General features: G+C 56.1%; 17 protein-coding genes. 7 read left to right on the top strand and 10 right to left on the bottom strand.

What is annotated here, in order from left to right:
• Nucleotides 1-25: 25 nt before the first annotated feature.
• The 3 genes from xylB (at nt 26) to HMPREF1487_RS17325 (ending at nt 3,203) form a co-directional block, all read left to right on the top strand.
• Nucleotides 26-1,531 (top strand): xylulokinase, encoded by a 1,506-nt coding sequence (gene xylB, locus HMPREF1487_RS17335; RefSeq protein WP_010797986.1) that lies wholly within the window; start codon nt 26-28, stop codon nt 1,529-1,531.
• Between the two features lie 74 nt (nt 1,532-1,605).
• The gene (locus tag HMPREF1487_RS17330; protein WP_010797985.1) at nt 1,606-2,031 is read left to right on the top strand and encodes an HPF/RaiA family ribosome-associated protein; all 426 of its coding nucleotides are present in this window, start codon (nt 1,606-1,608) and stop codon (nt 2,029-2,031) included.
• A gap of 110 nt (nt 2,032-2,141) precedes the next feature.
• Nucleotides 2,142-3,203: an oxidoreductase gene (locus HMPREF1487_RS17325; RefSeq protein WP_010797984.1), complete on the top strand. Its 1,062-nt coding sequence runs from the start codon at nt 2,142-2,144 to the stop codon at nt 3,201-3,203.
• On the opposite strand, the gene HMPREF1487_RS17320 is transcribed toward HMPREF1487_RS17325, so the two are convergent.
• Nucleotides 3,204-4,244 (bottom strand): acyltransferase family protein, encoded by a 1,041-nt coding sequence (locus HMPREF1487_RS17320; RefSeq protein ID WP_010797983.1) that lies wholly within the window; start codon nt 4,242-4,244, stop codon nt 3,204-3,206.
• 211 nt (nt 4,245-4,455) lie between these two features.
• Nucleotides 4,456-6,648: a bifunctional 23S rRNA (guanine(2069)-N(7))-methyltransferase RlmK/23S rRNA (guanine(2445)-N(2))-methyltransferase RlmL gene (gene rlmKL, locus HMPREF1487_RS17315; RefSeq protein ID WP_010797982.1), complete on the bottom strand. Its 2,193-nt coding sequence runs from the start codon at nt 6,646-6,648 to the stop codon at nt 4,456-4,458.
• Between the two features lie 312 nt (nt 6,649-6,960).
• Between rlmKL and rmf the strand changes: the two genes are divergently transcribed.
• Nucleotides 6,961-7,176 carry a ribosome modulation factor gene (gene rmf, locus HMPREF1487_RS17310; RefSeq protein WP_010797981.1) on the top strand — a complete coding sequence of 72 codons (216 nt, stop codon included), beginning with the start codon at nt 6,961-6,963 and terminating at the stop codon, nt 7,174-7,176.
• Between the two features lie 94 nt (nt 7,177-7,270).
• Here the strand turns inward: rmf and HMPREF1487_RS17305 are convergent, their stop codons facing one another.
• Nucleotides 7,271-8,299 (bottom strand): quinone-dependent dihydroorotate dehydrogenase, encoded by a 1,029-nt coding sequence (locus tag HMPREF1487_RS17305; protein ID WP_010797980.1) that lies wholly within the window; start codon nt 8,297-8,299, stop codon nt 7,271-7,273.
• 394 nt (nt 8,300-8,693) lie between these two features.
• Here HMPREF1487_RS17305 and HMPREF1487_RS17300 point away from each other — a divergent pair, with 394 nt between their 5' ends.
• Nucleotides 8,694-9,629, top strand: a complete 936-nt coding sequence (locus HMPREF1487_RS17300) for a hypothetical protein (protein WP_010797979.1) — start codon at nt 8,694-8,696, stop codon at nt 9,627-9,629.
• On the opposite strand, the gene HMPREF1487_RS17295 is transcribed toward HMPREF1487_RS17300, so the two are convergent.
• The 4 genes from HMPREF1487_RS17295 to HMPREF1487_RS17280 all read right to left on the bottom strand — a co-directional run bounded on the left by HMPREF1487_RS17295 (nt 9,615) and on the right by HMPREF1487_RS17280 (nt 15,429).
• The gene (locus HMPREF1487_RS17295; protein WP_010797978.1) at nt 9,615-10,196 is read right to left on the bottom strand and encodes a biliverdin-producing heme oxygenase; all 582 of its coding nucleotides are present in this window, start codon (nt 10,194-10,196) and stop codon (nt 9,615-9,617) included. The genes HMPREF1487_RS17300 and HMPREF1487_RS17295 overlap by 15 nt on opposite strands.
• Complete coding sequence (locus HMPREF1487_RS17290; protein ID WP_010797977.1) at nt 10,193-12,610, bottom strand: response regulator; 2,418 nt, start codon at nt 12,608-12,610, stop codon at nt 10,193-10,195. The genes HMPREF1487_RS17295 and HMPREF1487_RS17290 overlap by 4 nt, the downstream gene beginning before the upstream one ends.
• A gap of 88 nt (nt 12,611-12,698) precedes the next feature.
• Nucleotides 12,699-13,160, bottom strand: coding sequence for a response regulator (locus HMPREF1487_RS17285; protein ID WP_010797976.1), 462 nt, complete (start codon nt 13,158-13,160; stop codon nt 12,699-12,701).
• 10 nt (nt 13,161-13,170) lie between these two features.
• Complete coding sequence (locus HMPREF1487_RS17280; protein WP_010797975.1) at nt 13,171-15,429, bottom strand: ATP-binding protein; 2,259 nt, start codon at nt 15,427-15,429, stop codon at nt 13,171-13,173.
• 229 nt (nt 15,430-15,658) lie between these two features.
• On the opposite strand from HMPREF1487_RS17280, the gene HMPREF1487_RS17275 reads away from it, so the two are divergent.
• Complete coding sequence (locus HMPREF1487_RS17275) at nt 15,659-16,663, top strand: alpha/beta fold hydrolase (RefSeq protein WP_010797974.1); 1,005 nt, start codon at nt 15,659-15,661, stop codon at nt 16,661-16,663.
• 47 nt (nt 16,664-16,710) lie between these two features.
• Here the strand turns inward: HMPREF1487_RS17275 and HMPREF1487_RS17270 are convergent, their stop codons facing one another.
• The 3 genes from HMPREF1487_RS17270 to HMPREF1487_RS17260 all read right to left on the bottom strand — a co-directional run bounded on the left by HMPREF1487_RS17270 (nt 16,711) and on the right by HMPREF1487_RS17260 (nt 24,817).
• The gene (locus HMPREF1487_RS17270) at nt 16,711-21,582 is read right to left on the bottom strand and encodes an NAD-glutamate dehydrogenase (protein WP_010797973.1); all 4,872 of its coding nucleotides are present in this window, start codon (nt 21,580-21,582) and stop codon (nt 16,711-16,713) included.
• A gap of 262 nt (nt 21,583-21,844) precedes the next feature.
• Complete coding sequence (locus HMPREF1487_RS17265; protein ID WP_010797972.1) at nt 21,845-23,953, bottom strand: LTA synthase family protein; 2,109 nt, start codon at nt 23,951-23,953, stop codon at nt 21,845-21,847.
• Nucleotides 23,954-23,956: 3 nt separating this feature from the next.
• The gene (locus HMPREF1487_RS17260) at nt 23,957-24,817 is read right to left on the bottom strand and encodes an NHL repeat-containing protein (protein WP_010797971.1); all 861 of its coding nucleotides are present in this window, start codon (nt 24,815-24,817) and stop codon (nt 23,957-23,959) included.
• 203 nt (nt 24,818-25,020) lie between these two features.
• On the opposite strand from HMPREF1487_RS17260, the gene HMPREF1487_RS17255 reads away from it, so the two are divergent.
• Nucleotides 25,021-25,980: an AAA family ATPase gene (locus tag HMPREF1487_RS17255; RefSeq protein WP_010797970.1), complete on the top strand. Its 960-nt coding sequence runs from the start codon at nt 25,021-25,023 to the stop codon at nt 25,978-25,980.

Below are 25,980 nucleotides of genomic sequence, written 5' to 3'. Positions count from 1 at the left end.
AGAACGAACAACAGCGAGACTACACATGTTTCTTGGTATTGATTGCGGTACACAAGGCACCAAGGCCGTCATTCTCGACTCCGCTACGGGCCAGATCCTGGGGGAAGGCTCCGCAGCCCACGACATGATCAGCGGGCCCAACGGCCGTCGTGAGCAGTTGCCTGAACAGTGGATCCAGGCATTTGAAACGGCTACACAGCAAGCACTCGCTCATGCTGGCCTGCCAGGAAACGCTCTCCGGGGTATTGGAATATCAGGCCAACAACATGGGCTGGTATTACTTGACAATGAAGGCCAAGTGCTCCGCCCTGCCAAGCTGTGGTGCGACACCGAGTCAACACTAGAGAACGAGGAGCTGCTCGATTACCTAGGCGGGCCTGCCGGTTCGCTGGAACGTCTTGGTATAGCCATTGCGCCGGGCTATACCGTATCCAAGCTTCGATGGACACAAAAACACTTTCCCGACCTCTTCGCCCGCATCGCTCATATTCTGCTTCCCCATGACTACCTGAATTACTGGCTCACCGGCCGTTGCTGTACCGAGTTTGGCGATGCGTCAGGGACAGGCTACTTCGATGTGCGGTCCCGGCAGTGGGATAACGACCTGCTTCTACACCTTGATCCGACTGGACGCTTGATGAAGGCTCTGCCTGAACTCATCGAGGCCCATCAGCCTGTCGGCACGCTGCTTCCACCGGTTGCCAAGCGGCTGGGTCTGAATGAGCACGTCATCGTATCCAGTGGCGGTGGGGATAACATGATGGGAGCAATCGGCACCGGAAACAGTCAGGAAGGCCTTATTACCATGAGCCTGGGCACTTCCGGAACGGTATACGCCTACTCTGCTAGCCCCCGCGTTAGCCCGCATGCATCTGTCGCAACGTTTTGCTCTTCGACTGGCGGCTGGCTGCCGCTGATCTGCACCATGAACCTGACAAACGCAAGCAGCGCGCTACGCGAGCTTTTGGACATCGACCTGCATACCTTCAACCGCCTTGTCGAACAGGCACCCATTGGGGCTGAGGGTATTACGGTTCTACCTTTCCTGAACGGCGAGCGCGTCCCTTCCCTGCCTACTGCTACGGCGAGCCTGCTGGGCCTGACCGCCTCCAACCTTACCCGTGCCAACCTGTGCCGTGCGATGATCGAAGGCGTAACCTTTGGCCTGCGCTATGGGCTGGACTTGCTGCGCGACACCGGCATGCATAGCCAGACTGTTCGCCTGATTGGCGGAGGAGCCAAAAGCCCTGTCTGGCGGCAGCTGGTGGCAGATATCATGGATACGCCGGTCATCAGCACCCTTCACACCGAAGCGGCGGCCCTTGGCGGTGCCATACAGGCAGCATGGTGCTGGTCTTCTCAGCATGACTCGGCAGACACCCTTGAATCGCTGAGCAAACGCTGCGTGCAGCTGGACGAAGCATCGCACGTCTCTCCTGATCCCGACCGCGCGCGTGCCTATGAAGCTGTCTACCAGCGTTATCGGCACCAGCTCCATGCCTTGCATGGCGAAGCACTTGGCATCCATTAGTCTTTAAAAGATGAACCTCCTACTGCCGAGCCCGTCCTATTAGATAGGCACGTCAAAAAACATGAGGATGTGGTATGCAAGTCCAAGTGAACACCAATCAGATCGAAGGCAGTGCCGAGCTGCAAGAATGGGTAGGTTCTGCTGTTGTCGATCGCCTGGAGCGTTTCGAAGATCTCTTGACCCGCGTTGAAATTCACTTGAGCGATGAGAATGCTCAAAAATCCGGAGCGGAAGATAAGCGTTGTCAGATCGAAGCCCGCCCCAAGGGGTACCGCTCGATCTCAGTGACTCATAAAGCCGAAGCGCTAGACCTTGCCGTAGATGGCGCTGCAGAAAAAATGCGACACGCCCTAGAACACCTCACCGGAAAACTTGATGCAAAGGTTACGTCTACCGGCCACATCGACGACCCGATTAATCTGGAAGATTCACAGGAATTTACCGACTCGCTTCTGCAGGACGACTTCTTGGCCAAGCAGGCAGCGTTAGGTAAGGAATAACGTATCTCCCACCTTGCCGCGAGAGAATTGTTTCCTCTCGCGGCTTTCTTATCGATAGTGTCCAGCCTGGCTATACTGCGACTTCATTTCAGTCAGTGTATTAGTTCATCATGGATACGCAGGTTCGAGTTGCTCTCATCGGTTATGGCTTTGTAGGGGAAATCTTTCATGCCCCTCTCATCGAAAGCGTCGATGGCCTTCTTCTGACGCATATTGCCTCTCGCCAGCTCGATAAGATTCGCTCTCAACTCCCTCATATCAATGTCATCAGTGATTATCACGCTGCAGTAATGCATCCTGAAGTCGATCTGGTGGTCCTGGCCACGCCCAACGATACCCATGCAACACTGGCTGAAGCAGCCTTGCGAGCGGGTAAGCATGTCGTGGTGGACAAGCCCTTTACACTGACGCTTCGCGAAGCGCGCCAGCTGGCAGACATTGCTCAGGCAGAAAACAGATTTCTGTCCGTTTTTCAGAATCGCCGCTGGGACAGTGACTTCCTAGGCGCTCAGGAGCTGATAAACAGCAATCGTCTGGGTGAGATCGCCGTGTATGAATCGCGTATCGAACGCTTCCGGCCCGAGGTTAGGCAACGTTGGCGTGAAAGTGATGGACCGGGCAGCGGCCTGTGGTACGACCTGGGGCCGCATTTGGCGGATCAGGCACTCTGCCTGTTTGGTGTACCGCACCGTGTAACTGCCCAGCTTGTAAAGCAGCGGCAAGGCGCACTGGCGGATGACTGGTTTCACGTCGTACTCGACTATGGACGTACTCAGGCGATCCTGCAGGCCGGAATGTTGAGCGCTGGAGGATCGCCCCGCTTCATGATCCAGGGTACACAGGCCAGCTGGCTGAAGCGTGGCGCTGACCGTCAGGAGGACGCATTACGTCAGGGTATTTTGCCGGGCGGAGAACATTGGGGCCTGGATGAGGATGCCGGACAGCTATTCCATGCCGACGGCACTCAAGAGCTTATAGCGGTGCCCACAGGAGATCATCGTTGTTATTACCAAGGCGTTATCAGTGCGTTACGGCGTGAGGCAGAGAACCCGGTTACGCCAGCCCAGGCGTGCTCACTCATGGCTGTCATCGAGGCTGTCCAGCGTTCTGCAAAAGAAGGGATCAGCGTTGTGCCCGACTTTAGCGAAGCCGAGCGCAACGCTTGGCGCTGATCAGCGAGCCCGCGCCTCCAGGGTCTCGGCAATACGCGCCGGGACCGCTTCCAATGCCGTCTTAACCTTGCGGGTCATTCGACGCTCGATGAATTCAAAACTGAGCCATGACAACACGAGAATGATCGGCAAGCACAGCAGCAGGGTTTCATAGGGATTCAACCCCACCTGATGATGTAGCCAGTAGTCGCCCAGCCATAGGACGATGACGTGGATGAGATAGACCGAGTAAGACCAATCACCCAACGCCTTGAGAACCCGATTACCCGCAAACAGTGGCTCCATTGCGATACAGCTGGCTACAAGCAAGGCGCTGGAAACACCCCAAGTCAGCAAACGCCAGTCATTACCGGCATCAAAATGCAGAATCGTGGCTATCGAAAATCCTGCAACCAGTGGCGCTACCTTCAGACTTTGCGGTATGAACCCCTTTCGGTACAGCACACCGATACCCATGCCCAACAAGAACTCATACATGATGGGATTATGGTAGAAATGGCTGATAAAAGGCTGCTCTGCTGACGCAACGCTGACCCCAACTACCAGAAGCGATACAACCCAGAGTCGCCAGCGTTCCGGCACTTTGAATGACAGTGCAAACAACAGATAGAACAGCATTTCATAATTTAACGTCCATCCTACCGGCAGCGTGGGATACAAACCGAATCCTCCGGGATTCTGGCTCGGAATGAAAAACAGCGATAGCAATAGCTCCTTGCTTGCCACTCCATAAACAGGCATCACATCCGCCGCAAAATAAATGATGGCAGCGGTAATACCGGTATAAAGCCAATAGGCGGGCACTATTCGCGCGATCCTATTCACCATGAACCGGAACGTGGGCATGGCTCGACCTGCTGTCGAGATATAGATCACGAACCCACTGAGCACAAAAAAGATATCGACTCCCACTTGCCCTCGCGTTGAGAGCAGATGGCCGACCAGGGTGTCGGACCGGAAATCAAAGAAGACCTGCATGAAGTGATGAAACACCACGAGCCAGGCTGCTAGAGCCCTTAGCGCTTGAAGCGAAACCAACATTGAAAGCGTTTGCCTCCTTGAAGCCCATTGATGCGGATAGGACTGCTGCAGCATCAGCCGCTCTGACAGCACATTTTCGGTACTGATTAGGCAACGCTGACCTGTTCAGACAAACCTTAGAGGCTATATCCGCCCAGGGTCGACTCTCATCGACCCTCAGGGTTTCAAGTTTTGGCCCGCTTCATGACAGAAGTCACAAGCGAGCGCATCATTATGCTTTTGGCTTAGCCGAAATCCGCCACGCTCTGTGAATCTTGCTGTTCCGTGCAAAATCCGGATCAAGTGTCTCGTGCGTAATCTCTTCTACCTGATAGCGTGCTGCGAGCGAAGCATCCAGCTCGAACTTTCGGAAGTTGTTCGAAAAATAGAGGAGGCCTCCCCGGGCAAGCCGAGCCATGGCCATATCGATCAGTGAAACGTGATCACGCTGAACATCGAACACGCCCTCCATACGCTTGGAGTTGGAGAAGGTTGGCGGATCGATAAAGATCAGATCGTACTCTCCCCGGTTCTCATCGAGCCACTCCATGACATTGGCTTGTTCCAGACGATGCTTGTCAGAAAAACCATTGAGCGCCAGATTGCGACGTCCCCAGTCCAGATAGGTCCGTGACATGTCCACGCTGGTGGTGCTGCGGGCACCGCCAACCGCTGCATGTACAGTCGCCGTCGCGGTGTAACAGAACAGGTTCAGGAAACGCTTGCCAGCGGCCTCCTGCTGGATACGCAAGCGCAAGGGTCGATGATCCAGGAACAGGCCGGTGTCCAGATAGTCGGTCAGGTTGACCAGAAGCTTCACACTCCCTTCGATCACCTCCATAAAGTGACCCTGCGCAGCCTGGCGCTCGTACTGCTTCTTACCGGTCTGGCGCTCGCGACGCTTCACGACCACACGAGAAGGATCAATATTCAGCGCCTGCGGAATGGCTGCCAATGCGTCCAACAACCGCGACTGCGCCTTTTCCGGGTCGATAGTCTTGGGCGGTGCGTATTCCTGCACATGAACCCAGTCACGGTACAGATCGACGGCAACAGCGTACTCGGGCATGTCCGCGTCATACACGCGATAACACTCGATCTCTTCCTTACGCGCCCATTTGGAAAGTTGCTTCAGGTTCTTTTGCAGGCGATTGGCAAACATCTGCCCGCCTTCGCTCAGCTTGGCAGGTTCCGATGCTACCTGCGCTTCATCACGGGATTGCGATGATGTGGCAGAACGTTCACCAGTCACAAATTGCCGTGGTTCGATCTCGAACATGAGCAGCTTGCAAGGCAGTGCACCGTTCCAGAAGGCATATTGCTTGTGGCTGCGGATACCCATGCGCTTGCCCAGCTCCGGTGCTCCCGTAAACACACCGGCACGCCAGTTCAGGCAACTCATGCGCAGACGCTCACCCAGGTTCTGATAGAGATACAGCAGGCTTGCCTCATCCCCCAGGCGCTCGCCATAGGGTGGGTTGCAGATGACTAGACCAGTCTGGTTCTTATCTGGTCGCGGTTCAAAATTCGCTACTTCTCCCTGATAAACCTTGATCCAGTCGCCCAGCCCTGCCCGTTCGATATTATTGCGGGCGGGTTGAATAAGCCGAGGGTCGGCTTCATACCCGCGAATCCATAGCGGTGGACGCGCAAGCCCGGCGACAGCTCGATCCTCGGCCTCGTCAATCAAGCGATTCCACACCGCCGGGATATGCCCCAACCAGTTCGAGAACCCCCAATGTTCCCGCTTCAGATTGGGCGCGATGTCCGCAGCCATCAACCCTGCCTCAACAAGGAACGTCCCTACCCCACACATCGGGTCAGCCAACGCGCCGCCCTGCGCGGCCAGTTGCGGCCAGCCCGCACGAATCAGAATGGCCGCCGCCAGATTTTCCTTGAGCGGTGCAGCACCCTGCTGCAGACGGTAACCTCGCTGGTGCAGGCTGTGTCCGGACAAATCCAGCGATACCGTCGCTTCACCTCGATCCAGATGAACGTGAATGCGAACGTCCGGCCGCACCTTGTCAATCGACGGACGCTGCCCCGATACCCTGCGCAGCCCATCGACAATAGCGTCCTTGACCTTGAGCGCGCCGAAATGTGTGTTATCAATCCCCGAACCCTTTCCGGAAAATTCAACGGCCAATGTCCCGTTGGGCTCAAGGTGTTCGCTCCAATCAATAGCCGCCACCCCGTCGTAAAGGGTATCGGCATTGGTCACTGCAAAGCGCGACAGTACCAACAGCACCCGGTTTGCCAAACGTGACCAGAGGCAAAGCCGATAGGCTGTCTCCAGCGTGCCCTGCCCACGTATGGCAGAGACCTGAGCGCGTGCCTGCTCCAGACCAAGCGCTTGTGCCTCGTCCAGTAGCAGCCCGTCCAGCCCTTTAGGGCACGTCAGAAACAATTCGTATTGATTGGTCATGAATCGTCATTACTCATTGATGGCAGGTTTACTGACCGGCCAGAAAACTGAAAACCATAAAAAGCCCTATTACATAAGGCTTTGACTGTTAGGACCGGCCTGGTAAAGGTCTTTCTTAGCCGGTCGTTATGGTTAGATTTGATAAAAACACTATGGTTATGCCAAAACGATCATTCACATAGCTGTAACCATTGGTTAGAACTTAACCAATCCCGATTCGCAATGAGCGGGATGAGAAGCGTCACGCCGGCAACGCTTCCACGAGGCCCAAGGGCCATTGGAAAAACAGTCAACAAACGAGGGCAACACCCTATGAGAAGACTTAAGCGTGATCCGATGGAACGAGCTTTTCAACGTGGTTATCAGCACGGCGTTAGCGGAAAATCCCGCGATCTTTGCCCCTTTAACCATCAAAAAATCCGCCAGGCCTGGATGAACGGCTGGCGCGAAGGCCGCGGCGACCACTGGGATGGCTTCATCGGCACAGCAGGTATTCATCGCTTAAATCAACTCAACGTAGCAGGCTGATACAACCTAAGTCGTTTTGGACGGGTGACTTAACGCCCTCAAACAGATCGCACTGGTGAACACCAGATACGCCTCCAACGAGGCACAGGGCTCCTTAAGGAGCCCTTTTGATTGTCGAAGCGATAGCATCTACCGACTCGCGAATGAGTGCCGGCCCCTTGTAAATGAAGCCGGTATAGATTTGAACCAGGCTCGCACCCGCCGCTATCTTCTGCTCTGCGTGGATACCCTCGGTAATGCCGCCTGCCGCAATAATGGGCATTTTGCCCTTTAGCTCCGACGCCAGCACACGTACCGTATGCGTACTCTTATCACGCACCGGCGCACCGGAAAGACCGCCCGCCTCGGCAGCATAGGGAAGATTCTCCACGCCGTCCCGGCTCAGAGTCGTGTTCGTCGCGATGATCGCATCCATGCCTGCCTGATGAATAGCATGGGCTACCAGTACAGTCTCTTCATCCGTCATGTCCGGCGCGATCTTGATGGCAATCGGCACTCGCTTGCCGTAACGCACCGCCAGATCCTCCTGACGAAGCCGAAGCGCTTCCAGAAGCGCTTTGAGCGAGTCACCAAATTGCAGGCTGCGCAGTCCGGGTGTATTGGGCGAGCTGACGTTGACGGTCACGTAGCTGGCATGCTCATAGACCTTGTCCAGGCATAGCAGATAATCGTCAGCGGCACGCTCGACAGGCGTATCGAAATTCTTGCCGATATTGATTCCAAGAATGCCTTTGTACCGGGAGGCCCGAACCCGCTGAATCAGATGGTCGACGCCCAGGTTGTTGAACCCCATGCGATTGATGATGGCCTCAGCTTGGGGAATACGGAACAGTCGTGGCCGAGGGTTACCCGGCTGTGGCCTTGGCGTTACCGTACCCACCTCGACAAAACCGAACCCCAGCTGTGAAAAACCATCAATGGCAGCACCGTTTTTATCCAGTCCAGCCGCCAGGCCTACAGGGTTGGCGAACTCCAGCCCCATGACCGTGACGGGGAACGAAGGCTGGCGATTAAACAGGCCATTGAGACCCAGCCTGCCACCAGCACCAATCAGATCAAGGGTCAGATCGTGGGACGTTTCTGGAGAAAGCTTGAACAGTAGGTTACGAACCGTGGAGTACATGGGCAAGGGCTGTTCGAATGGAAGGACTCGTCATTATACAGTTCAACAAGTCACGAGTCTCGCCATGCCAGCAGCGGGAATAAACCGCATAGCTCTTTTGTAATTGCAAAGCAGTTATCAGTAACGAACTGAACAAGTTATAAAATGTCAGAATAAAAAGAGTATTTTTCAAAACCCGCTCGTATTTGGCTGGTGCCTTTCAACGTGTGCTCTACTTCCCCGGGTTATTCCAACCGTTCGGAAGAAAATCGCGCAGACTTTCCTATGCATGCCATAGTGAATTGTTAGTGCAATCAGTGAATCTTTATCAGTCGGCAGGGTCCGATGGCCCGCCGTTTATCAACGGGTCTTTGAATACGAATGGAGCGCCAGTGAATTGTCCCACGGAGGGAAAATGAGCCCGCGGAATGCGCTAAGCCTCAGTGCTCGGTTCATGGCGCTTACCCAGCGCTTGAGACTTGGCCAGTCGGCCAGTCGAGTGCTGCATCGCGCCAGCCGTCTGGATCTTGATTTTCAGCCACTTCCGAAGGATGTCGAAAGCATCTGGTGGGATGAAGGGCTTCCCCTGTATCAATTGATTTCCCTGTCACGTGGAGCACTTTCAGGTCCGGTTCAGGAAGACAAGGCGCCTGCCTATGAGCTTCTCAGCCAGCTCATCAAGACGCGGCAGATCAACTACTCCAGCTTCGACCTGCGCTGGATCAACGGTGTCTATACACGCCACCCCGCCGTCAGCACGGTCTCGGCGAGCAGCTTTGAAGAGCTGGCCGCTACACCCTACTGTCGCCGCCATGTACGCATTATCAGTTATCGCGACTTTGAGTCCACACTGGGCCAGGCCCTGGCAGGAAACCGCTTTTCACTGCAGCTTCGTGAAGCAAGCTGGCGCGGCTCACGGCTGTTCTGGTATGGCGATGAGCAGCAGGTTTGCGCTTTTGCAGGCGCAGTAGCCTATGCACGCCTGAGAGGCCTTGAATATCTACTGCCCGCAGAATTGACGACCTATCAGCTCGATCCGGCTGCGGTAGAGACACTCGGTGAAGCCTTCCATGTACTTGCCGTACCCTCGGAGTGCTGGAACGAGCGAGGGTTTGTAAAACTACTGATTGATAACGCCATTCCCTATGCCCGACTTACTCTTCCCGGACACCCGGAGCAGCTGGAATGGCTTCTGCTGCCCCGTCAGTCACCGTTAAGCGATGCGCTAGGTCAGGGACTCAAATTGGCAGGCGCTCCCGATCTGTTGGTTCGCCTACGCCAGATTGGAGCGATTCCTGATGAAAGGACACCCACAGCGCCGTTACCGCCTGAAGAATCAGGCGGTGCTTGAGGCGACCGGTTGAAAGCGTTGCCCTGCCTGTAAAAACAAGCCAAAGGCTTGAGATTGACCGCTGAAGAGATCGTCTTCTTTCCAATGTACCGCCCGATGCTCCAGCTCTGCCAGAAAAGCAGGCCATCCGGCCGGCCCGGAGTCAGGAACATGACTCAGATAATGAGTTGCAGCCCGAATCAATGGCTCATCACTACCAGCCACATAGCGGGCAATCATCTTGCCGCCGAGCCGTGACCCTTCAAGCACATAGGCATATCCCCAAAGGGTGGCCTCATTACTGCAGGCCTGCAAAGGCTTATATTCAGGTACAGAAACACCCAGCATGGCCAAATCTTCGGCCAACGCAAACCGACGCCGACGCTGCTTCCAGTCAGGCATCATCGCTTCGATGCCGGAGGACTCAAGCATCTCCTCCATGGGAAACAAGGCCCATGCATGGGCAACCAGAAACGTCTGGTAGCCATCCAGATCCGTTAGTCGATAGGACGAAAACAAGGCGTCCACCTGCTGGTGCAATTCGCCACCGGCCTGTCGTAAACGCTCACGAATAGAGGACGTACTCATGTCTGCTGTATTACTTTCAAGGGATTGGAGCCTTTCAGGGCTGAATGAACCTTGTTCGCCAGGTCATTTTCTCGGAAGGGCTTGGGTACGATGAAATATTCCTGCTCGTCCAGCTCGCCGAGTTCGGCGTATCCGGTAATGAAGACTACCGGAAGATCGGGCTGGCGTTGGCGCAACGTTCGGACAAGCTCGGCGCCGTTCATGCCCGGCATGGCAAAGTCAGCCAGCAACAGATCAATCTTGGCCGTACGCTCTATCACCGCCAATGCAGCAAAACCGTTTTGCGCCTCGATGACGCTATATCCCAGCTCCTGAAGCAGCGTTGAGGTAACCTCCCGAACGGCACTGTCATCATCAACCAGCAGGATCGTACGTCTGGGTCCATCCATGCGACTTTCGGAGGCTGCCTGGGTATCCGACGCCGCATCATCCAACTCCACCTCGGCGCGAGGTAGAAATACTTTGACTTCGGTGCCTACACCCAATTCGGTTTCGATGCGCACTCCACCACCGGATTGCTTGGCAAAACCAAACACCTGAGCAAGCCCCAGGCCAGACCCCTTGCCTACTTCCTTGGTAGTAAAGAACGGTTCGAATGCCTTGGCCAGCACCTCATCTGTCATACCCGTGCCAGAATCCCGCACGGACATCATGACGTAATCGCCCGGCTCTGGCTCTTCAGGCCGCGAAGGTGCAGCGGTAATCGTCTGGTTAGCCGTGGTCAGACGCAGCGACCCGCCTACGCTCATGGCATCCCGAGCATTAATTGCCAGATTCAGGATGATCAACTCGATCTGGGTCGGATCGACCAAGGCATGCCAAAGCCCCGGCTCCAGGGAGGTCTCAATCCAAACGCTGCCGCCCATGGTGCTTTGCAGCAAGGCCAGCATGCTGTTGACCGTCTCGTTTAGCTCAACAGGCTTTGGCGCAAGACGCTGGCGTCGTGAAAACGCCAATAACTGGCCAATCAGCTTGGCGCCTCGCTCTCCCGCCTCGCGAACGTTCTGCAGACGCGAAGGCAACTTTTCTAAAGTGCCCTTTTCCAGATCGCGCCCCATGAACGCCGCACTGCTGAGAATGACAGTCAATAGATTGTTGAAGTCATGCGCAACACCGGCCGTAAGCTGACCCACGGCTTCCAAGCGCTGCATTTGCTGCAGCGTCGCCTCTACGCGCTCCCGCTCATTGATCTGCTCACGCAGCTGCCGGTTGGCTGTCGCCAGCTCTTCCATGGCATCCACTTCAGCGGTGATGTCTCGCCCCGAGCCATACAACTTTCCATCTTCGGGCACAGCCGTCCAGGAAATCCAGCGATAGCTGCCGTCTCGATGCTGAATACGATTAACGAACCGGTTGGTTATCCGGCCGTTACTGACACTGTTCAGCTCAGCCTGGGTAATGCTGCGATCATCACAATGCACCAGCTCAATGAACGGCTTGTCGATCAAGGCCTGGCGATCCCATCCTAGGGTCTCAGCCCAGGCCGGATTCAATGCCAACAGACGACCTTGTGATCCGGTTACGATCAACAGGTCTCGTGACAGATCCCAGGTACGGTCGCGCTCGCGTGTACGTTCCTGTACACGTTCGCCCAGCAAGGTATTGAGTTGCTCCAGCGCTTCGGTGGCCCGCTTCTGCTGGGTGATATCCATCATTACCCCGAGCAGGCGAGTGCAGATGCCATCCTCGAAGAATGCCTTGCCTCTCGCCTCGATCCAGCGCTGTTCTCCAGCAGGAAGAGAAATCCGGTATTCCGCGTGATATTCCTGGTCATTGCTATGCTCGGTAGCACGGCGGACCGCATCAAACATTTTCTGGACTTCGTCCGGATGCCCCAGTCGAGCAAACAACTCCAAATCGACCTGTGCGTCCGAAGGCAAGTCGAACATAGCCTTGCAGCGCTCGTCCCACAGCAGGCAGTTGGTCTCGGGTTGAAGCTCCCACATGCCCAGGCGCGCCGCATCGATTGCCAGCCGGGAGCGCACTTCAAGCGTTTGCAGAGCCTCTTCGGCCTTGCGGCGCTCCCGTCGTTCATGCACAACAGTCAGTGCACGCTCTACAGAAGTAGAAAGCAGCTCCAGACTCTGTTTGAGCACGTAGTCATTCGCGCCCAGGCGCATCATCTCAACGGCATGTGCCTCACCAAAAATGCCGGAAACAAAGATGAACGGCGTATCGGGAGCCGCTACGCGCGCCACTTTGAGCGCCTCGGCTCCAGAGAAGCCAGGCAGGATGATATCCGACAGAATAAGATCGAACGGCTGGCCGCACAGTGCTGCGTCAAGCCCCGCTCGGTCATACACAACCGTCGGCTCAAGACTAAAGCCGTTGCGCTCCAGTTCGATAAGGATCAGCTCGACGTCGAGCTTGCTATCCTCGACCAACAATATCTTGATGCGTTTCGGTAAGGACATATTGCTTCGCCGAGCAGGTTCCACGAGCATGGAACGTGAAATCAGGCCGTTCGGATCATCTGCAGTATAGGATTTGATAAGGACCTCACTATGAGCCGGGGCGACGGGCTAGACGGAACGAACCGGGTGGCGGCTCGTTGAGCACAGCCCAGAAGATGCCTAGGTCGCTGATGGCCGCTACGAAATCACGAAACTCAACAGGTTTTACCACATAAGCATTGACACCGAGCTGATAGGCCCGCTCCAGATCAGGCTCCTCACGAGAAGAGGTCAGCATTACAACCGGTATGCTGCGCAATGACGGGGTATCACGCACTTCTTTGAGCACCTCAAGGCCATCGACTTTGGGTAATTTCAAGTCCAGCAGCATTACCGCCGGATTTCCCTCAAGTCGCTCAGCATGAGCGCCCCGGCGCATGAGATAGTCCAGCGCCTCGGCACCGTCGCGTAGAACAATGACCTCGTTGGCCAACTGGCTCCGTTCAAGCGCAACCAGCGTCAGCTCGAGATCGTGCGGATTATCCTCGATCAGAAGAATCGGCTTAAGCATAGAAGGAGTCTCAACGTTTCTGTGTGGAAAGGGGGCGCTGTTTCGGTAAAGCAAAATAGAACGTGGCACCTGTGCCCGGCTCGCCCTCAGCCCAGACCCTGCCATCATGGCGTTCTATGATACGGCGGACAGTGGCAAGGCCGATACCGATGCCTTCGAACTCGTCCATATGGTGCAGTCGCTGGAAGACGCCGAACAGCTTGCCCACGTAATCCATGTTGAATCCGACCCCGTTATCCCTGACATGGAAAATGTCTTCCTTGTCGGTTGATTCTGAGCCGATCTCGATAACCGCCTGCTCGCGGTTGCGGGTGTACTTAATCGCGTTGGAAATCAGGTTGCGGAGCGCCAGATGAATAAAAGCCGCATCTGCAATGACCATCGGCAATGGCTCGACCTTCCACTCGATGTTGCGCCCGGCAAAGTCAGGCGCCATCTCCTGACGAATCGCTTCGATCAAGGCTGCGACATTGACATCGGAATAGCGGATCGCAGCCCTTCCCATCTGGGAAAAGCTCAGCAGGTTGTCAACCAGGGTTCCGGCAAACCGTGCTGAAACGCCGATGTTCTCAAGGAAGCGTGCGCCGCGATCAGAGAGCTTGTCGCCCTCGAAGTCATTGAGTAATTCTGCATAACCGGCAATGTGCCGAAGAGGCGCACGCAGGTCATGTGAGACGCTATAGGAAAAGGCTTCAAGTTCCTTATTGGTTCGCTTGAGCTCTTCTGCCAGCTCGGCCAACTCTTCAGCCTTGCGCAAGACGATACCGCGAACGGCATTACGCAGCTCGATGCTGCCCTCGACCTCCAGCGGGTCCCACGGCAATGAGAAGCCTCGGACGGTTTCCTGCCACGTGCTAAAGCTCAGGCGGGGATTGAGCATTCCGTCGTCCTGCACCTCCTTGTGCGGCGGTCCGGCCCAGTTGACGACCTGAACCTGCTCAGGCCTGAACCAGATCAGGTAATGGGAGTGAAGCTCGGAGATCGGCACTGCCAGCAGACCGGCAACATAGCCGCCCAACTCCAGTTCGGGAATATCACGCGTCACATTGTTGGTATGGAAATCATCTTCAACATGCGTCGAGAGCCACATCACCAACGACTCGACGACCGAGCGCGGGGGCGTCTGGCCAATCAGGTCGCAGCGCTCAGCCGATACGATAGCACCACCCGACGCACTGGCGAACCGGAGGAAAATATCGGGTACTTCAGCGATGCCTTCGATAACACTGTCGCGGTCAGCCATCGCGGCCAGCAACTGCACGATCATCTGCCGAAGCGACAGGCGGCGATCGGATAACTTGTGAGACTCACCAGCCTCGATCTGCAAGGACAGCATACGTCCCAGGAGTTCGCAGCCAGTGCGCTTCTGGAAGTTCACCGACTTTGGCTCGGCATCGTGGCAGGAAATCAGCCCCCAGAGCTCGTTATCCACCAGAATGGAAATGGACATCGAGGCCTGCGTACCCATGTTACGCATGTATTGGACATGCACTGGCGATACGCTGCGTAGCATTGCAAAGCTCAGGTCCAGCGGGCGCCCCGTTTCCGGGTTGAGGGAAGGCTCAATGATAGAGGGCTCGTAATGGGCGTCCTGAATGACACGAATCCGGTTTTCACGATAGAGTCGACGCGCTTGAGCCGGGATATCCGACTCGGGGAAGACATGGCCAAGGTAACGGTCGTAACCCTCGTCTGCCTCTTCGGCAATCACCTGGCCATGGCCGTCGTGATCGAAGCGATATGCCAGTACTCGGCCAAACTGCGTAATACGCTTGACCTCTCGTACCGCCAGCAGGCAAAGCGCCTCAATGGACTCGGCATGCTGCAGCTGCTCGACAAAGGTACGCACCAACGGGTACATCGTTGTGTAGGCCATTGCCGCCGTGCCGGCCGCTTCGAACTCGGCGATCAATACATCATCGAAACGATGCACGAACATGGCAAAACAGTAGCCGTTATCGCCAAGCCGCAAGGCCACGTCACCCAGATAGAAGGGATTGTGGTCCTCGATGACCAGCTCTTTCAGCCGCTCGGACAGATTCGTTTCTGGCAGAAAATCACTCAGGCACTTCCCTAGCAGATCGGCAGGGCTGGCATGCAGATAGTCTTGTACGTTTTGGCTAACCTGAGTAATCGTCAGGCTCGGCTCGCTCAGGGCCAGCAGAAACCCATGTGGCTGGATACTACCGGGAATGTGTATAGGTTCTTTCGCACATTCCGTCAGCGTGCTGGCTGGAAGCGAGGAACTGGGATTGTCGGCGACGGCCAAGCATCCTCTCCTGTCGTTACGTATGGATAATTTGTCTATGCCTATTGTGCCTGCATAGGTACGTTATTGTACAAGTGTGATTGATCGGGATAGCGCTAAAAATCTGTGATCCGCCTGCTAGAGCTTTCCTGTTGTACATGTCTTGTCAAACAGTGCTGGTGGACTGCGGAACTATTAGTTACCTAGGGTAAGTCGAAACGGCTGAATCATCCCAAGGAGCAAGTTATCCATGTTCGCGCGCCTCGCCCCTGCTTTGCTGCTAGCTACCCTGACACATTCGGCGTTGGCTGCCGATGCCGCCTATGGTCCACGTCTGGAAGGTTTCGAATACGCTTACCCGGTAAGTGAGTTTGAGTTCACATCCCAAAATCAACGCCTGCAAATGGCTTACATCGATGTGAAGCCTACCGCAACACCTAACGGGCGCACCGTGGTGTTAATGCATGGAAAGAACTTTTGTGCCGGAACCTGGGAAACGACCATAGCCCAACTGAGCGGGGCCGGTTATCGGGTCGTAGCGCCGGACCAGATTGGTTTTTGTAAATCTACCAAACCTGAACACTATCAATATACCTTTCAGCAGCTGGCGGTGAATACCCACGCGCTTCTCGAGCATCTGGGTGTAGACAAGGTCACAGTTTTAGGTCATTCCACCGGTGGCATGCTGGCTACCCGCTATGCCCTGCTCTACCCCAGCCAGGTCGAGCAGCTGGTCATGGTTAACCCCATTGGCCTTGAAGACTGGAAAACCAAAGGTGTGCCTTACCGTAGTGTTGATCAATGGTACGAGCGGGAGCTCAAAACAAGCGCTGAAGGTATTCGCAAGTACGAACAGAACACCTATTACGCCGGCCAGTGGAAGCCTGAATACGATCGCTGGGTCGATATGCTGGCCGGGCTGTATCGTGGTGAAGGCAAGCAGGTCGTAGCCTGGAATTCGGCCCTGCTGTACGACATGATCTATACCCAGCCGGTGGTCTATGAATTTGATCAGCTGCGCATGCCAACGCTGCTCATGATAGGCACCAAGGACAATACCGCCATTGGCAAGGACGCAGCCACCCCAGAGGTGCAGAAGGCGCTGGGTGATTACACGACCCTAGGCAAGCAGACAGCCAAGACAATTCCCCATGCCACACTAATCGAATTTGATGACATGGGACATGCACCACAAATCCAGGATCCCGAGCGCTTTCACAAGGCGCTGCTCAAAGGATTGGCTGAAATTAAATAGCTCATAAAAAACCCCGCCTCGGCGGGGTTTTTTATCGATGGTGCGACTTACATCGTCGAACTCGTGGCAGAACCCAGACTAGCCAAGTCCATTAGTTCACGGGCTGCCACCGCATACATGGCGAAATCCTTTCCGCTGGCGGCACGCACATCACTGAGCATACCTCTCCAGCGTTCCACCATGGTACGGTTGTGCTCCATCCATAGGGCCAGCCGCGCAGCGTTATCTTCAGGTGCCTCAGGCATCTGCAAAACCGCAATCGTGATGATGCGCTGCTGTGCATCCAGTTCATCTCTGAACGCTTCACGCGCCAATGCTTGCCAGGCATTTTCAACCGGCAACTCGTTGAGCTGTTGCTGATACCAGGTCAGGTCGAGCGCATTGCCAACAGCGAACCAGGTAGAGGCTACCTGGATAGGATCATGCCCGGTCACGTCAGCCGCCTGGATGATGGGCAAAAGCGTATAGATGTGCGTCGTACCCGCCACCACACGCGCCAGTAGCTCCGGCGTACCCTGATCGATGTAATGCTGATACCGCCCTTCCCACTGGCTGCGTGGCTCGCCCTCGAGCAGTTCGTTCAAACGAACGCCCAGCGCGGCAACACGTGGCCCGAAGTGAGCAACATCACGCGCAGCATCCAGCTCACCGCGACGGCTGCGCAGGAACCAGCGCGTCGCACGACGCCCCAAGCGCATTAACTCATCCATCAGACTCAACTGAACATCTGCCGGAACCTTATAGTCCAGCGCTTCGATCTGACGCCACCAATGAGGCAGATGCAGGACATCTCGCATCACAACATAGGCACGCGTGATATCCGCCGCGCTCATGGCGGTGGACTCCTTGAGGCGCTGGATAAAGGTGATACCCATATGGTTGATCAGATCGTTGGCGATCTGGGTACTCACGATCTCGCGCTTCAGACGATGCCGCTGCATCGCCTCGCCAAACTCCTCAGTCAGGCGCTGCGGGAACGCAGTATGCATGTCGCGGCTAAGGTACTCATCGTCCGGCACGCTCGACTTGAGCAACTGCTCCTTCAAATCGATCTTGCTATAAGAGATCAGCACCGAAAGCTCGGCGCGGGTCAGGCCTATGCCTTGGCTGGCGCGCTCTGCCAGAACATCATCAGAGGGCAGGAACTCCAATGCGCGGTCAAGCTTGCCACGGCCTTCCAGGTCCACGATGAGACGCTTGTACTCCATGAGATGCGTCCGTGCACGACGCTCCGCCAGAGACAGCGCTTGGGTTTGCATGTAATTGTTGTTGACGACCAGCTCACCAACCTCATCGGTCATCTCGCCCATCAGCTGATTACGCTGTTTCAGGGTCATGTCGCCAGAGGACACCACATCACCCAAGAGAATCTTGATGTTGACCTCATGGTCAGAGCAGTCCACGCCGCCGGCATTATCAATGAAGTCGGTATTGCATGCGCCACCAGTGAGACCATACTCGACCCGTGCCAGTTGGCTCATGCCCAGGTTACCGCCCTCACCTACCACCTTGGCGCGCAACTCGTTGCCGTTCACCCGTAGCGCATCGTTGGCCTTGTCTCCGATATCCGCATGGGATTCGAAGCTGGCCTTGACGTAAGTACCGATACCGCCGTTCCAGATAAGATCGACCGGAGCCTTGAGCAGTGCATGAATCAGCTCGTTAGGCGTCAGCTGATCGGCCTGGATATCGAAGCGCTCTTTCATCTGCGGCGAAATTTCAATTCGCTTGGCACTACGCGAGAAAATGCCGCCACCCTCGGAAATCAGGCTGGCGTCATAGTCCGTCCAGCTGGAGCGTGGCAGGTCAAACAGACGCTGGCGCTCGGCGAAGCTGCGGGCAGCATCGGGGTTTGGGTCGATAAAGATATGTAGATGGTTGAATGCCGCTACCAGCTCAAGGCTTTCCGAGCGCAGCAGGCCGTTACCAAATACATCGCCGGCCATGTCGCCTATCCCCAGTACCGTGACTGGGTCTTTCTGGACGTCAATGCCCCGCTCGCGAAAATGCCGCTGTACGCTAACCCAGGCACCCCGCGAGGTGATACCCATTTTCTTGTGATCGTAACCTGCCGAACCGCCAGAAGCGAACGCATCACCCAGCCAGAAGCCGTATTCAGCCGCAATACCATTGGCAATGTCCGAGAAGGTCGCCGTGCCTTTGTCGGCTGCCACGACCAGATAAGGATCGTCATCGTCCTGACGCACAACACCCACCGGCGGAACGATTTCACCCTCTTTCAGGTTGTCCGTGATATCCAGCAAACCGGAAATAAAGATGCGGTAGCACGCTATTGCCTCAGCCAGGATCTCGTCCCGGCTACCGCCTACAGGCAGACGCCGCGGTACGAATCCACCTTTTGCTCCTACCGGTACGATTACCGAGTTTTTGACCTGCTGCGCCTTTACCAGGCCCAGCACCTCTGTACGGTAATCCTCTTCCCGATCCGACCAACGCAGACCGCCACGAGCAACCTTGCCGCCTCGCAGGTGGACGCCTTCCACACGTGGCGAGTACACGAAAATCTCAAATCGCGGTACAGGCTTGGGCAGTTCGGGGATCGCACGCGGATTGAACTTGAAGCTGAAATAGCCCTTGGGCTGGCCATTTTCGTCTGGCTGGTAGAAGTTGGTTCGCAGCGTTGCCTTGATCAGATCCAGGTAACGACGCAGGATGCGGTCTTCGTTGAGCACTGCCACGTTATCCAGCGCTGCAAGGATTGCCTGCTCCAAACGCTGTTGCTTGTCTTCCAGATCTTCCGGACTCATGCGGCGCGCCAGATAGAAGCGCATACGGAACAGGCGTGTCAGCTCGCGTGCAATGTCCACATGATTGTTCAGCGTACTGGCAATGTAGCCAACGTCGAACCCAATGCGAATCTGTTTGAGATAACGCGCGTAGGCACGTAGCAGGGCCACATCACGCCAGGGCAGCCCGGCCGTCAGGACCAGCCGGTTAAAGGAGTCATTCTCGGCGCTGCCATTGACGATATGGATGAACGCATCCTGGAAGGTGTCGTTGAGCTGTTGCAGGTCCACATGCAACCCCGCCACCGTGGTAAAGGCAAAATCGTGGATCCAGTATTCGCGTCCATCTTTCTTGCGCAGGTGATAAGGAAACTCACCCAATACGCGCAAGCCAAGGTTTTCAAGGATTGGCAATACATCCGACAAGGCCAGCGGCGTATCCGCATGATAGAGCTTGCAATGCAGGACATTGTCGCCGCCGCTGTAACCGAGCGGCTGATAGAAGCTCATGATCAGCGGGCGGCTTTCCGACAGGTTCAGCAGATGCCGCATGTCCACCACCGCCAGATGCGGCGCGAAACGCTCACGATAACCGGCCGGGAAACCCTGAGGGAAATCGGCCAGTACAGCTGTACCCTGCGCCTCGCCCAAGGTATCGATGATCAGACTCGCATAGTCGTCCTTCCAGGACCGACACGCCTGCACCATTTCCTTTTCGATACGCGAAGGATCAATTTCCGGCTTCTGGCCCGGATCGATACGCAGGATGAACTGAACACGCGCCAGAACGGATTCGGAGAAATAGGTCCAGAACTCGCAGTCGGTGCCATGCAAGCGCTCCATAAGGATCTGCTGCATGCGCTGACGGACCTCGGTGGAGTAGATGTCGCGCGGTACATAGGCCAGGCAGTAATAGAAGCGGCCGTAGGGATCTCGGCGTAGGAAGACGCGAACCTTGTTGCGCTCCTGGATCTGCACAATGGACATCGCCGTGGCGAAAAGATCATCTACCGGCGTCTGGAAGAGATCATCACGAGGCAGCGCTTCAAGCACCTGCGCCAGTTCCTTGCCCAAGTGCGCACTGGCACCGAAATCGGCCCGACGTCTGACCTCCGCCGCCTTGCGCCGGATAAAGGGAATGGCTTCGACGCTCTGGTTATAGACATTGGAGGTATATAACCCCATGAACCGGTGTTCACGAATGACATGCCCCTGCTCGTCGCACTGACGGATAGAGACAAAATCGGGATAGGCCGGACGATGTACCCGGCTTGGCAACGCAGCTTTGGCAAACGAGAGCAGCAAAGGCTCGCGGAAATACTGCAGAGACTCGGTCTGGATATGAGCGTCTTCGGCAGTAAGGCCTATGCGCAGCTGCCGCGAAAGCCCCAGCAGAGAGGACTCGTCATAGAAAATACGACCACCTTCACCCTCGTTCTCGACGGTAAATTCTTCGTATCCCAAGAACGTGAAGTGGTTATCGTTGAGCCAGGCCAGGAAGGTCTTCACCTCGTCCAGCTCTTCTGCTGCCACATTTGGCCCCGCCATGGTATCCAGCTGATCGAGCAGATGCGCTACACGCTGTTTCATGGGGTTGAAATCGTTCACGGCCAGGCGTACCTCGCCCAGCACTTCAAGCAGGGCTGATTCAAGCGCCTTCATGTCGCTGGCTGAAGCACAGCGATCGATCTCAAGGAAAATGACTGATTCCTGGCTGACTCCCTCTCCCTGGGTACCTTTGGGCAGTACCTCCAGCAGACGGCCTGTCTCATCACGGCGTACGCTCAGCACACTGTTCTGCAGGGTATGTACGCTGTGTCCGGATCGATTGATCTGCATGCGGACCGAGTCAACCAGGAACGGGATATCGGCATGCAGGACCTCTACCGCCGTGTGGGCAGACTGCCAACCATGCCGCTCGTATTCAGGGTTGAATACATTGACCTGCGGCTGAACCGGATTGAAACGCTCCAACAAGCGCCAGGCCGAGAGTACACAACCAACAAGGTCCGAAAGACGGCGCTGGGTCAGTTCTTCCAACGCGACAATTCCGAAGAACTGGTCAGCGAAGGGTGTCAGCCTGGAGAGCGTCGGCTCGTCCACATGCTGAGCAAGAGCAAGGTGTAACTGGTGTTGAAAGTCCGCTTTGCTGGCAGCGGTAAAAAACGCCATGGTTGTACTCCATCTGGGCTTTATTCGTTTTTTGCACGCCTGGTGCCTACATACAAGGACGAGGACCCAGGGTGTTCAGCTCGAGTTCAACTTTATTGCAACTGAAGCCCCTGACATTTTTGGCAGCAGCGACTTCAGCCGGGTAAAAGCTTAAAACGAAGCTGCCGCCGCTGCATTCGGTGCCGCGACATCTTCGTTCATACCTGTTGCAGATGGGGTTTGGGAAAGGAATGGCGCAGCGTTTGCCGCTGCGCCAGAACGATTACTTCGAGGAGGGAATCTGGGTCGCCGGCGTCACACCGGTCGTGTTACTCAAAAGGCTGTCGGTTGCGGTTTGCAGGAAAGCATCCAGCTTGTGCTGCATGGCAGAGGCCTTGTCTGCATCATTGACCACTTCCGCACGACGGATAGCGCCCAACTCGTATCGATACAGGCGTGCGTCAAGATCCTTGGGCTTCACCAGAATATCGTCACCCGACACGATGGCCACGGTCTGCTCGCCTCCTGACGGCTTAATAACCGCAACGCCAGGATCGCCTGCTGGCAGGTCCAGCAAATCCCGCCCCCAGCATTGATGGCGGGCCGGCTCGCCCAAGCGGCCGAGGATGGTGGGCACTATGTCGACCTGGCTACCAATCGTATCGCGGCGGCTGCCAAAAGTTTCCTGTACACCAGGCCCAATCAGCAGCAGCGGTACGTTGAAGCGGAAAAGATCCATTTCCGTCAACTGTTCCGGCGCACCGAAACCGTGGTCGCCCACGATGACAAACAGGGTGTCCTTGAAATAGGGCTGCTTGCGCGCCTCGGCAAAGAACTGGCCCAGCGACCAGTCCGCGTAGCGCATCGCTGTCAGATGCTCGTCCAGCGAACCGTGTCCGGTTACACGCTCAACCGGCAGGTCTTTGGGTAACGCGTAAGGGGTGTGATTGGAAAGAGTTTGCAGCAGGGCATAAAACGGCTTGCCCTGCTTTTCGAGCTTGCTGAGTTCTTCAGCCGAGCGGGCAAACATGTCCTGGTCAGAGACACCCCAGGTTGGATCGATAAAGACCGGATTAACAAAGTCGTCACGCCCTACGAAAGAGGTCATACCCTGGTTGCTAAAGAAGCCAGACTGATTGTCCCAGGCGAAACTTCCGTTGTAGACATAGACATCATTATAGCCGCGCGGGCTGAGCATCTGCGGCAGTCCCGAAAACTTGTTACTGCCCTCCGGCATCCGCATGAGGTATTCGAAAGCCGGCAGGTTCGGGAAGCAGGCCATGGTGGCAAACATCCCCTGGTGGGTGTGAGTGCCGTTGGAAAAGAAACGGGTAAACAGCAGGCCGTCCTTGCTTAGCGCATCGAAATTGGGCGTGATGTTATCCGTACTGCCCAGCGCACCAATGTACCGGCCCGCCATGCTCTCCATCAGAATGACGACAACATTGCGTACACCCGGCAGCCTGGTTTCGGGCGCGGGTGTATAGACGCGACGAATGGCAGCGGTATCGGCATCCACCAGCTGATCACGAGGTGTGAGCAACATGCTGCGTACGGTCTTCAGCGCCTCATCCTCGGGCAGGGTCGCTTTCCAGGTGTTGTCCCGATGGTCAGAGAAGGAGTGCTCTGCCGCATTGATAAGCGTCAGAGTGCCATTAAGCCCTAGATGATTGGCAAACATCGACTCCGTTGTATAGGCATCCCCCCAGCGCAGCGGTGGGCCATGGCGCAGCGTGCCACGTACGACAACGACCGCCACCAGCAGACAGACCACGAATACCGCGCCCCGCGCATACCAGGCAGGTGAAGCAACCGGGCGGGCTCCCGTGCTGTCCGAAGCGACAACCTTCGGCCGCGTCGCCCGCTCGATACGATGAAACATCCATCCCAGCAACAACGCTGCTACCAGCCAGGCCAGCAGAAGGCGAACAACAGGAAAGCCGTACCAGATCATACTGAATACGGTCTTGAGATCTTCCTGCATGTACTGGAACACCAAGCCATTCAGGCGCTGATGAAATTCCCGGTAGAAGTTCAGCTCCACCACACCCAGGAACAGGCAAAGGCTTGCAGCGACCGTGAGCCAGACGCAGTGCAGACGGCGAGCCGCCATGGCACGCACGCTGAGCAGTGAAAGCAGTAGCGGCACACAGATATATGCAATCAGGCGCAGGTCGAAGCGAGCACCGTTGATAAACGCCTCGATGAACTCGCCGGCAGGCGTATCGCCAATGGATTCATGATTGTAAGCCAGCAAGGCCAGCCGCAGCAGGGCGAACATGACCAGCAAGGCCAGCGCACTCCCCAGCGTAAAGACCAGATGACTGGCAATAGTTGGCTGTATAGGCCTGCGCCCTGGATTAGCGGGTCGTTTGGCGTCCGGTTGTTGCATTGTTTAAGCGCCTTCTTTGGTGCGTTGGAGTTTCAGGATGCGGTTGCGTCCCTGCTCGGATAGCAGAAAACTGCCGTCAGGTGATGGCAGAAGGGTCTGGGCAGAGCGAAGATGACTCAGGATTACATGCTCCCTGCCCTGCCGATCGAGTAGCAGCAGCCGGGCCATGTGCGTGGCGTCTTCCGTAATCCAAACACCCTCCGTGGTGCACACCATGAAGCCAGGCGCATTCAAACCGGTGAGCACTATAGGGTCCTGGCCACCGGCTTGCCATTGGTGGATTTCACCCTTCTGCTTTTCGAGATAGAACAGCGAGCCGTCCGGGCAAGGTGCGACGGCTTCTGCCTGATCAAGGCCCTGCCGCAGAATGGTCACCGCCTGGGTGCTTGGGTCATAGCGCAGCAATCGCCCGTTGCCATGCAGATCTTCGATGGCGTAGAGGTAGTGTCCGTCGGTTGAGACTTCCTCGACATCGTTTCCCATGAACAGCTCGCGTATTTGATCGCCCTTTTGCCAGATGACGGGATGTCGGTCAGCCTCCTGGCTATACACCACACCCCCTTGAAAGAGCGTCAGGCCATCAGGCTTGGAAAGACCTTCGACATAAGGATTTAACGTCCCATCGGGAGAAAGCGTCATGACTCTTCCCTTTCCATCCTGGAACTCTTCCGTTACATACAGAGTGCCTGCCTCATCCCTGATCAGCGCACTGACGTTAGGAATATCCTGGCGATAGATTGAGTACTCCCAGCCATTAGCGGCCTGGACAGGGAAGAAGTGTTTCCAAAGTGGAACGCAGGCCGCTGCAATCAGCGCAATACCTGCAATAGCAGCCAGCTTTCCGGCGCGCCTATTCAGCGTCATTGATACGCAGCCCGTTCAAAAAGCGTAAGAATGCCGGATCAGGAATCAAAATTTCGTCAAAATACCGCCTGCAGCCTTTGCAAGACCATTGATCTTCCGTGTACTAGCCAAACGCCGCTAGAGGTTAGGTGTAGTGCATGGGAATGGATTAAAGTAACGCCCTGCCGAGGCTTTCATCCTTGCCATTTTTCCAGGAAGTATTAATGGAACACCGTGAAGCGCTGATCTCGCTACGCAATTACCTGTCCAGCCAGATCCTGGGCCAGGAAAAGCTTATCGAGCGTTTGTTGATCGCACTGCTCGCCGACGGGCATCTTCTTGTAGAAGGCGCTCCCGGACTTGCGAAAACCAAGGCAATCAAAGATCTCGCCGACGGACTGGAAGCCGAGTTTCATCGCATCCAGTTCACTCCGGACCTATTACCGGCCGACATTACCGGTACCGAGATCTATCGAGCCGACAGCGGTAACTTCGAATTCCAGCGCGGCCCTATCTTTCACCATCTCGTGTTGGCAGACGAGATCAACCGAGCACCGGCCAAGGTACAGTCCGCCCTGCTGGAAGCCATGGCGGAGCGCCAGGTCAGTATTGGCCGCACCACCTATGACTTACCGCCGTTGTTCCTGGTCATGGCTACACAAAATCCTATCGAGCAGGAAGGAACCTACCCGCTGCCGGAGGCCCAGCTCGACCGGTTCCTCATGCATGTCAAGATTGGTTACCCGGATGCCAGCGTTGAACGACGGATCCTGGCGCAGGCACGAGGCGAGGCATTACACGGGGAAACGAAGGCGCCTAATCAGGTGACGCAGGAGGCCATCTTTGCGGCCAGACGGGAGGTTGTTTCGCTGTATATGGCCGACGCGGTCGAGGAGTATCTTGTCCAGCTCATAATGGCGACACGGACACCGGCACGCTTCGATGCCGAACTGGCACAGTGGCTCAGCTATGGGTCGAGTCCGCGGGGCTCCATCGCGCTGGATCGTTGCTCTCGCGCACATGCCTGGCTTGCGGGGCGGGATTTCGTCAGTCCGGAAGACATCCAGGCGGTACTGTTCGACGTTCTGCGACACCGCATAATCCTCTCCTTCGAGGCCGAAGCGGCCGGCGTCGACCATGATCGCGTTGTGCAACGTATTCTCGACGTCGTGGCCGTTGCATAG

Source organism: Pseudomonas sp. HPB0071, from assembly GCF_000478505.2.
Lineage (GTDB): Bacteria > Pseudomonadota > Gammaproteobacteria > Pseudomonadales > Pseudomonadaceae > Chryseomonas > Chryseomonas luteola.
This window is presented reverse-complemented; position numbering and strand designations above follow the sequence as displayed.

Bases quoted from the DNA above. Each gene is read 5' to 3' on its own strand.
- xylB (WP_010797986.1), top strand. From the start codon at position 26: ATGTTTCTTGGTATTGATTGCGGTACACAAGGCACCAAGGCCGTCATT.
- HMPREF1487_RS17330 (WP_010797985.1), top strand. From the start codon at position 1,606: ATGCAAGTCCAAGTGAACACCAATCAGATCGAAGGCAGTGCCGAGCTG.
- HMPREF1487_RS17325 (WP_010797984.1), top strand. From the start codon at position 2,142: ATGGATACGCAGGTTCGAGTTGCTCTCATCGGTTATGGCTTTGTAGGG.
- HMPREF1487_RS17320 (WP_010797983.1), bottom strand. From the start codon at position 4,244: ATGTTGGTTTCGCTTCAAGCGCTAAGGGCTCTAGCAGCCTGGCTCGTG.
- rlmKL (WP_010797982.1), bottom strand. From the start codon at position 6,648: ATGACCAATCAATACGAATTGTTTCTGACGTGCCCTAAAGGGCTGGAC.
- rmf (WP_010797981.1), top strand. From the start codon at position 6,961: ATGAGAAGACTTAAGCGTGATCCGATGGAACGAGCTTTTCAACGTGGT.
- HMPREF1487_RS17305 (WP_010797980.1), bottom strand. From the start codon at position 8,299: ATGTACTCCACGGTTCGTAACCTACTGTTCAAGCTTTCTCCAGAAACG.
- HMPREF1487_RS17300 (WP_010797979.1), top strand. From the start codon at position 8,694: ATGAGCCCGCGGAATGCGCTAAGCCTCAGTGCTCGGTTCATGGCGCTT.
- HMPREF1487_RS17295 (WP_010797978.1), bottom strand. From the start codon at position 10,196: ATGAGTACGTCCTCTATTCGTGAGCGTTTACGACAGGCCGGTGGCGAA.
- HMPREF1487_RS17290 (WP_010797977.1), bottom strand. From the start codon at position 12,610: ATGTCCTTACCGAAACGCATCAAGATATTGTTGGTCGAGGATAGCAAG.
- HMPREF1487_RS17285 (WP_010797976.1), bottom strand. From the start codon at position 13,160: ATGCTTAAGCCGATTCTTCTGATCGAGGATAATCCGCACGATCTCGAG.
- HMPREF1487_RS17275 (WP_010797974.1), top strand. From the start codon at position 15,659: ATGTTCGCGCGCCTCGCCCCTGCTTTGCTGCTAGCTACCCTGACACAT.
- HMPREF1487_RS17270 (WP_010797973.1), bottom strand. From the start codon at position 21,582: ATGGCGTTTTTTACCGCTGCCAGCAAAGCGGACTTTCAACACCAGTTA.
- HMPREF1487_RS17265 (WP_010797972.1), bottom strand. From the start codon at position 23,953: ATGCAACAACCGGACGCCAAACGACCCGCTAATCCAGGGCGCAGGCCT.
- HMPREF1487_RS17260 (WP_010797971.1), bottom strand. From the start codon at position 24,817: ATGACGCTGAATAGGCGCGCCGGAAAGCTGGCTGCTATTGCAGGTATT.
- HMPREF1487_RS17255 (WP_010797970.1), top strand. From the start codon at position 25,021: ATGGAACACCGTGAAGCGCTGATCTCGCTACGCAATTACCTGTCCAGC.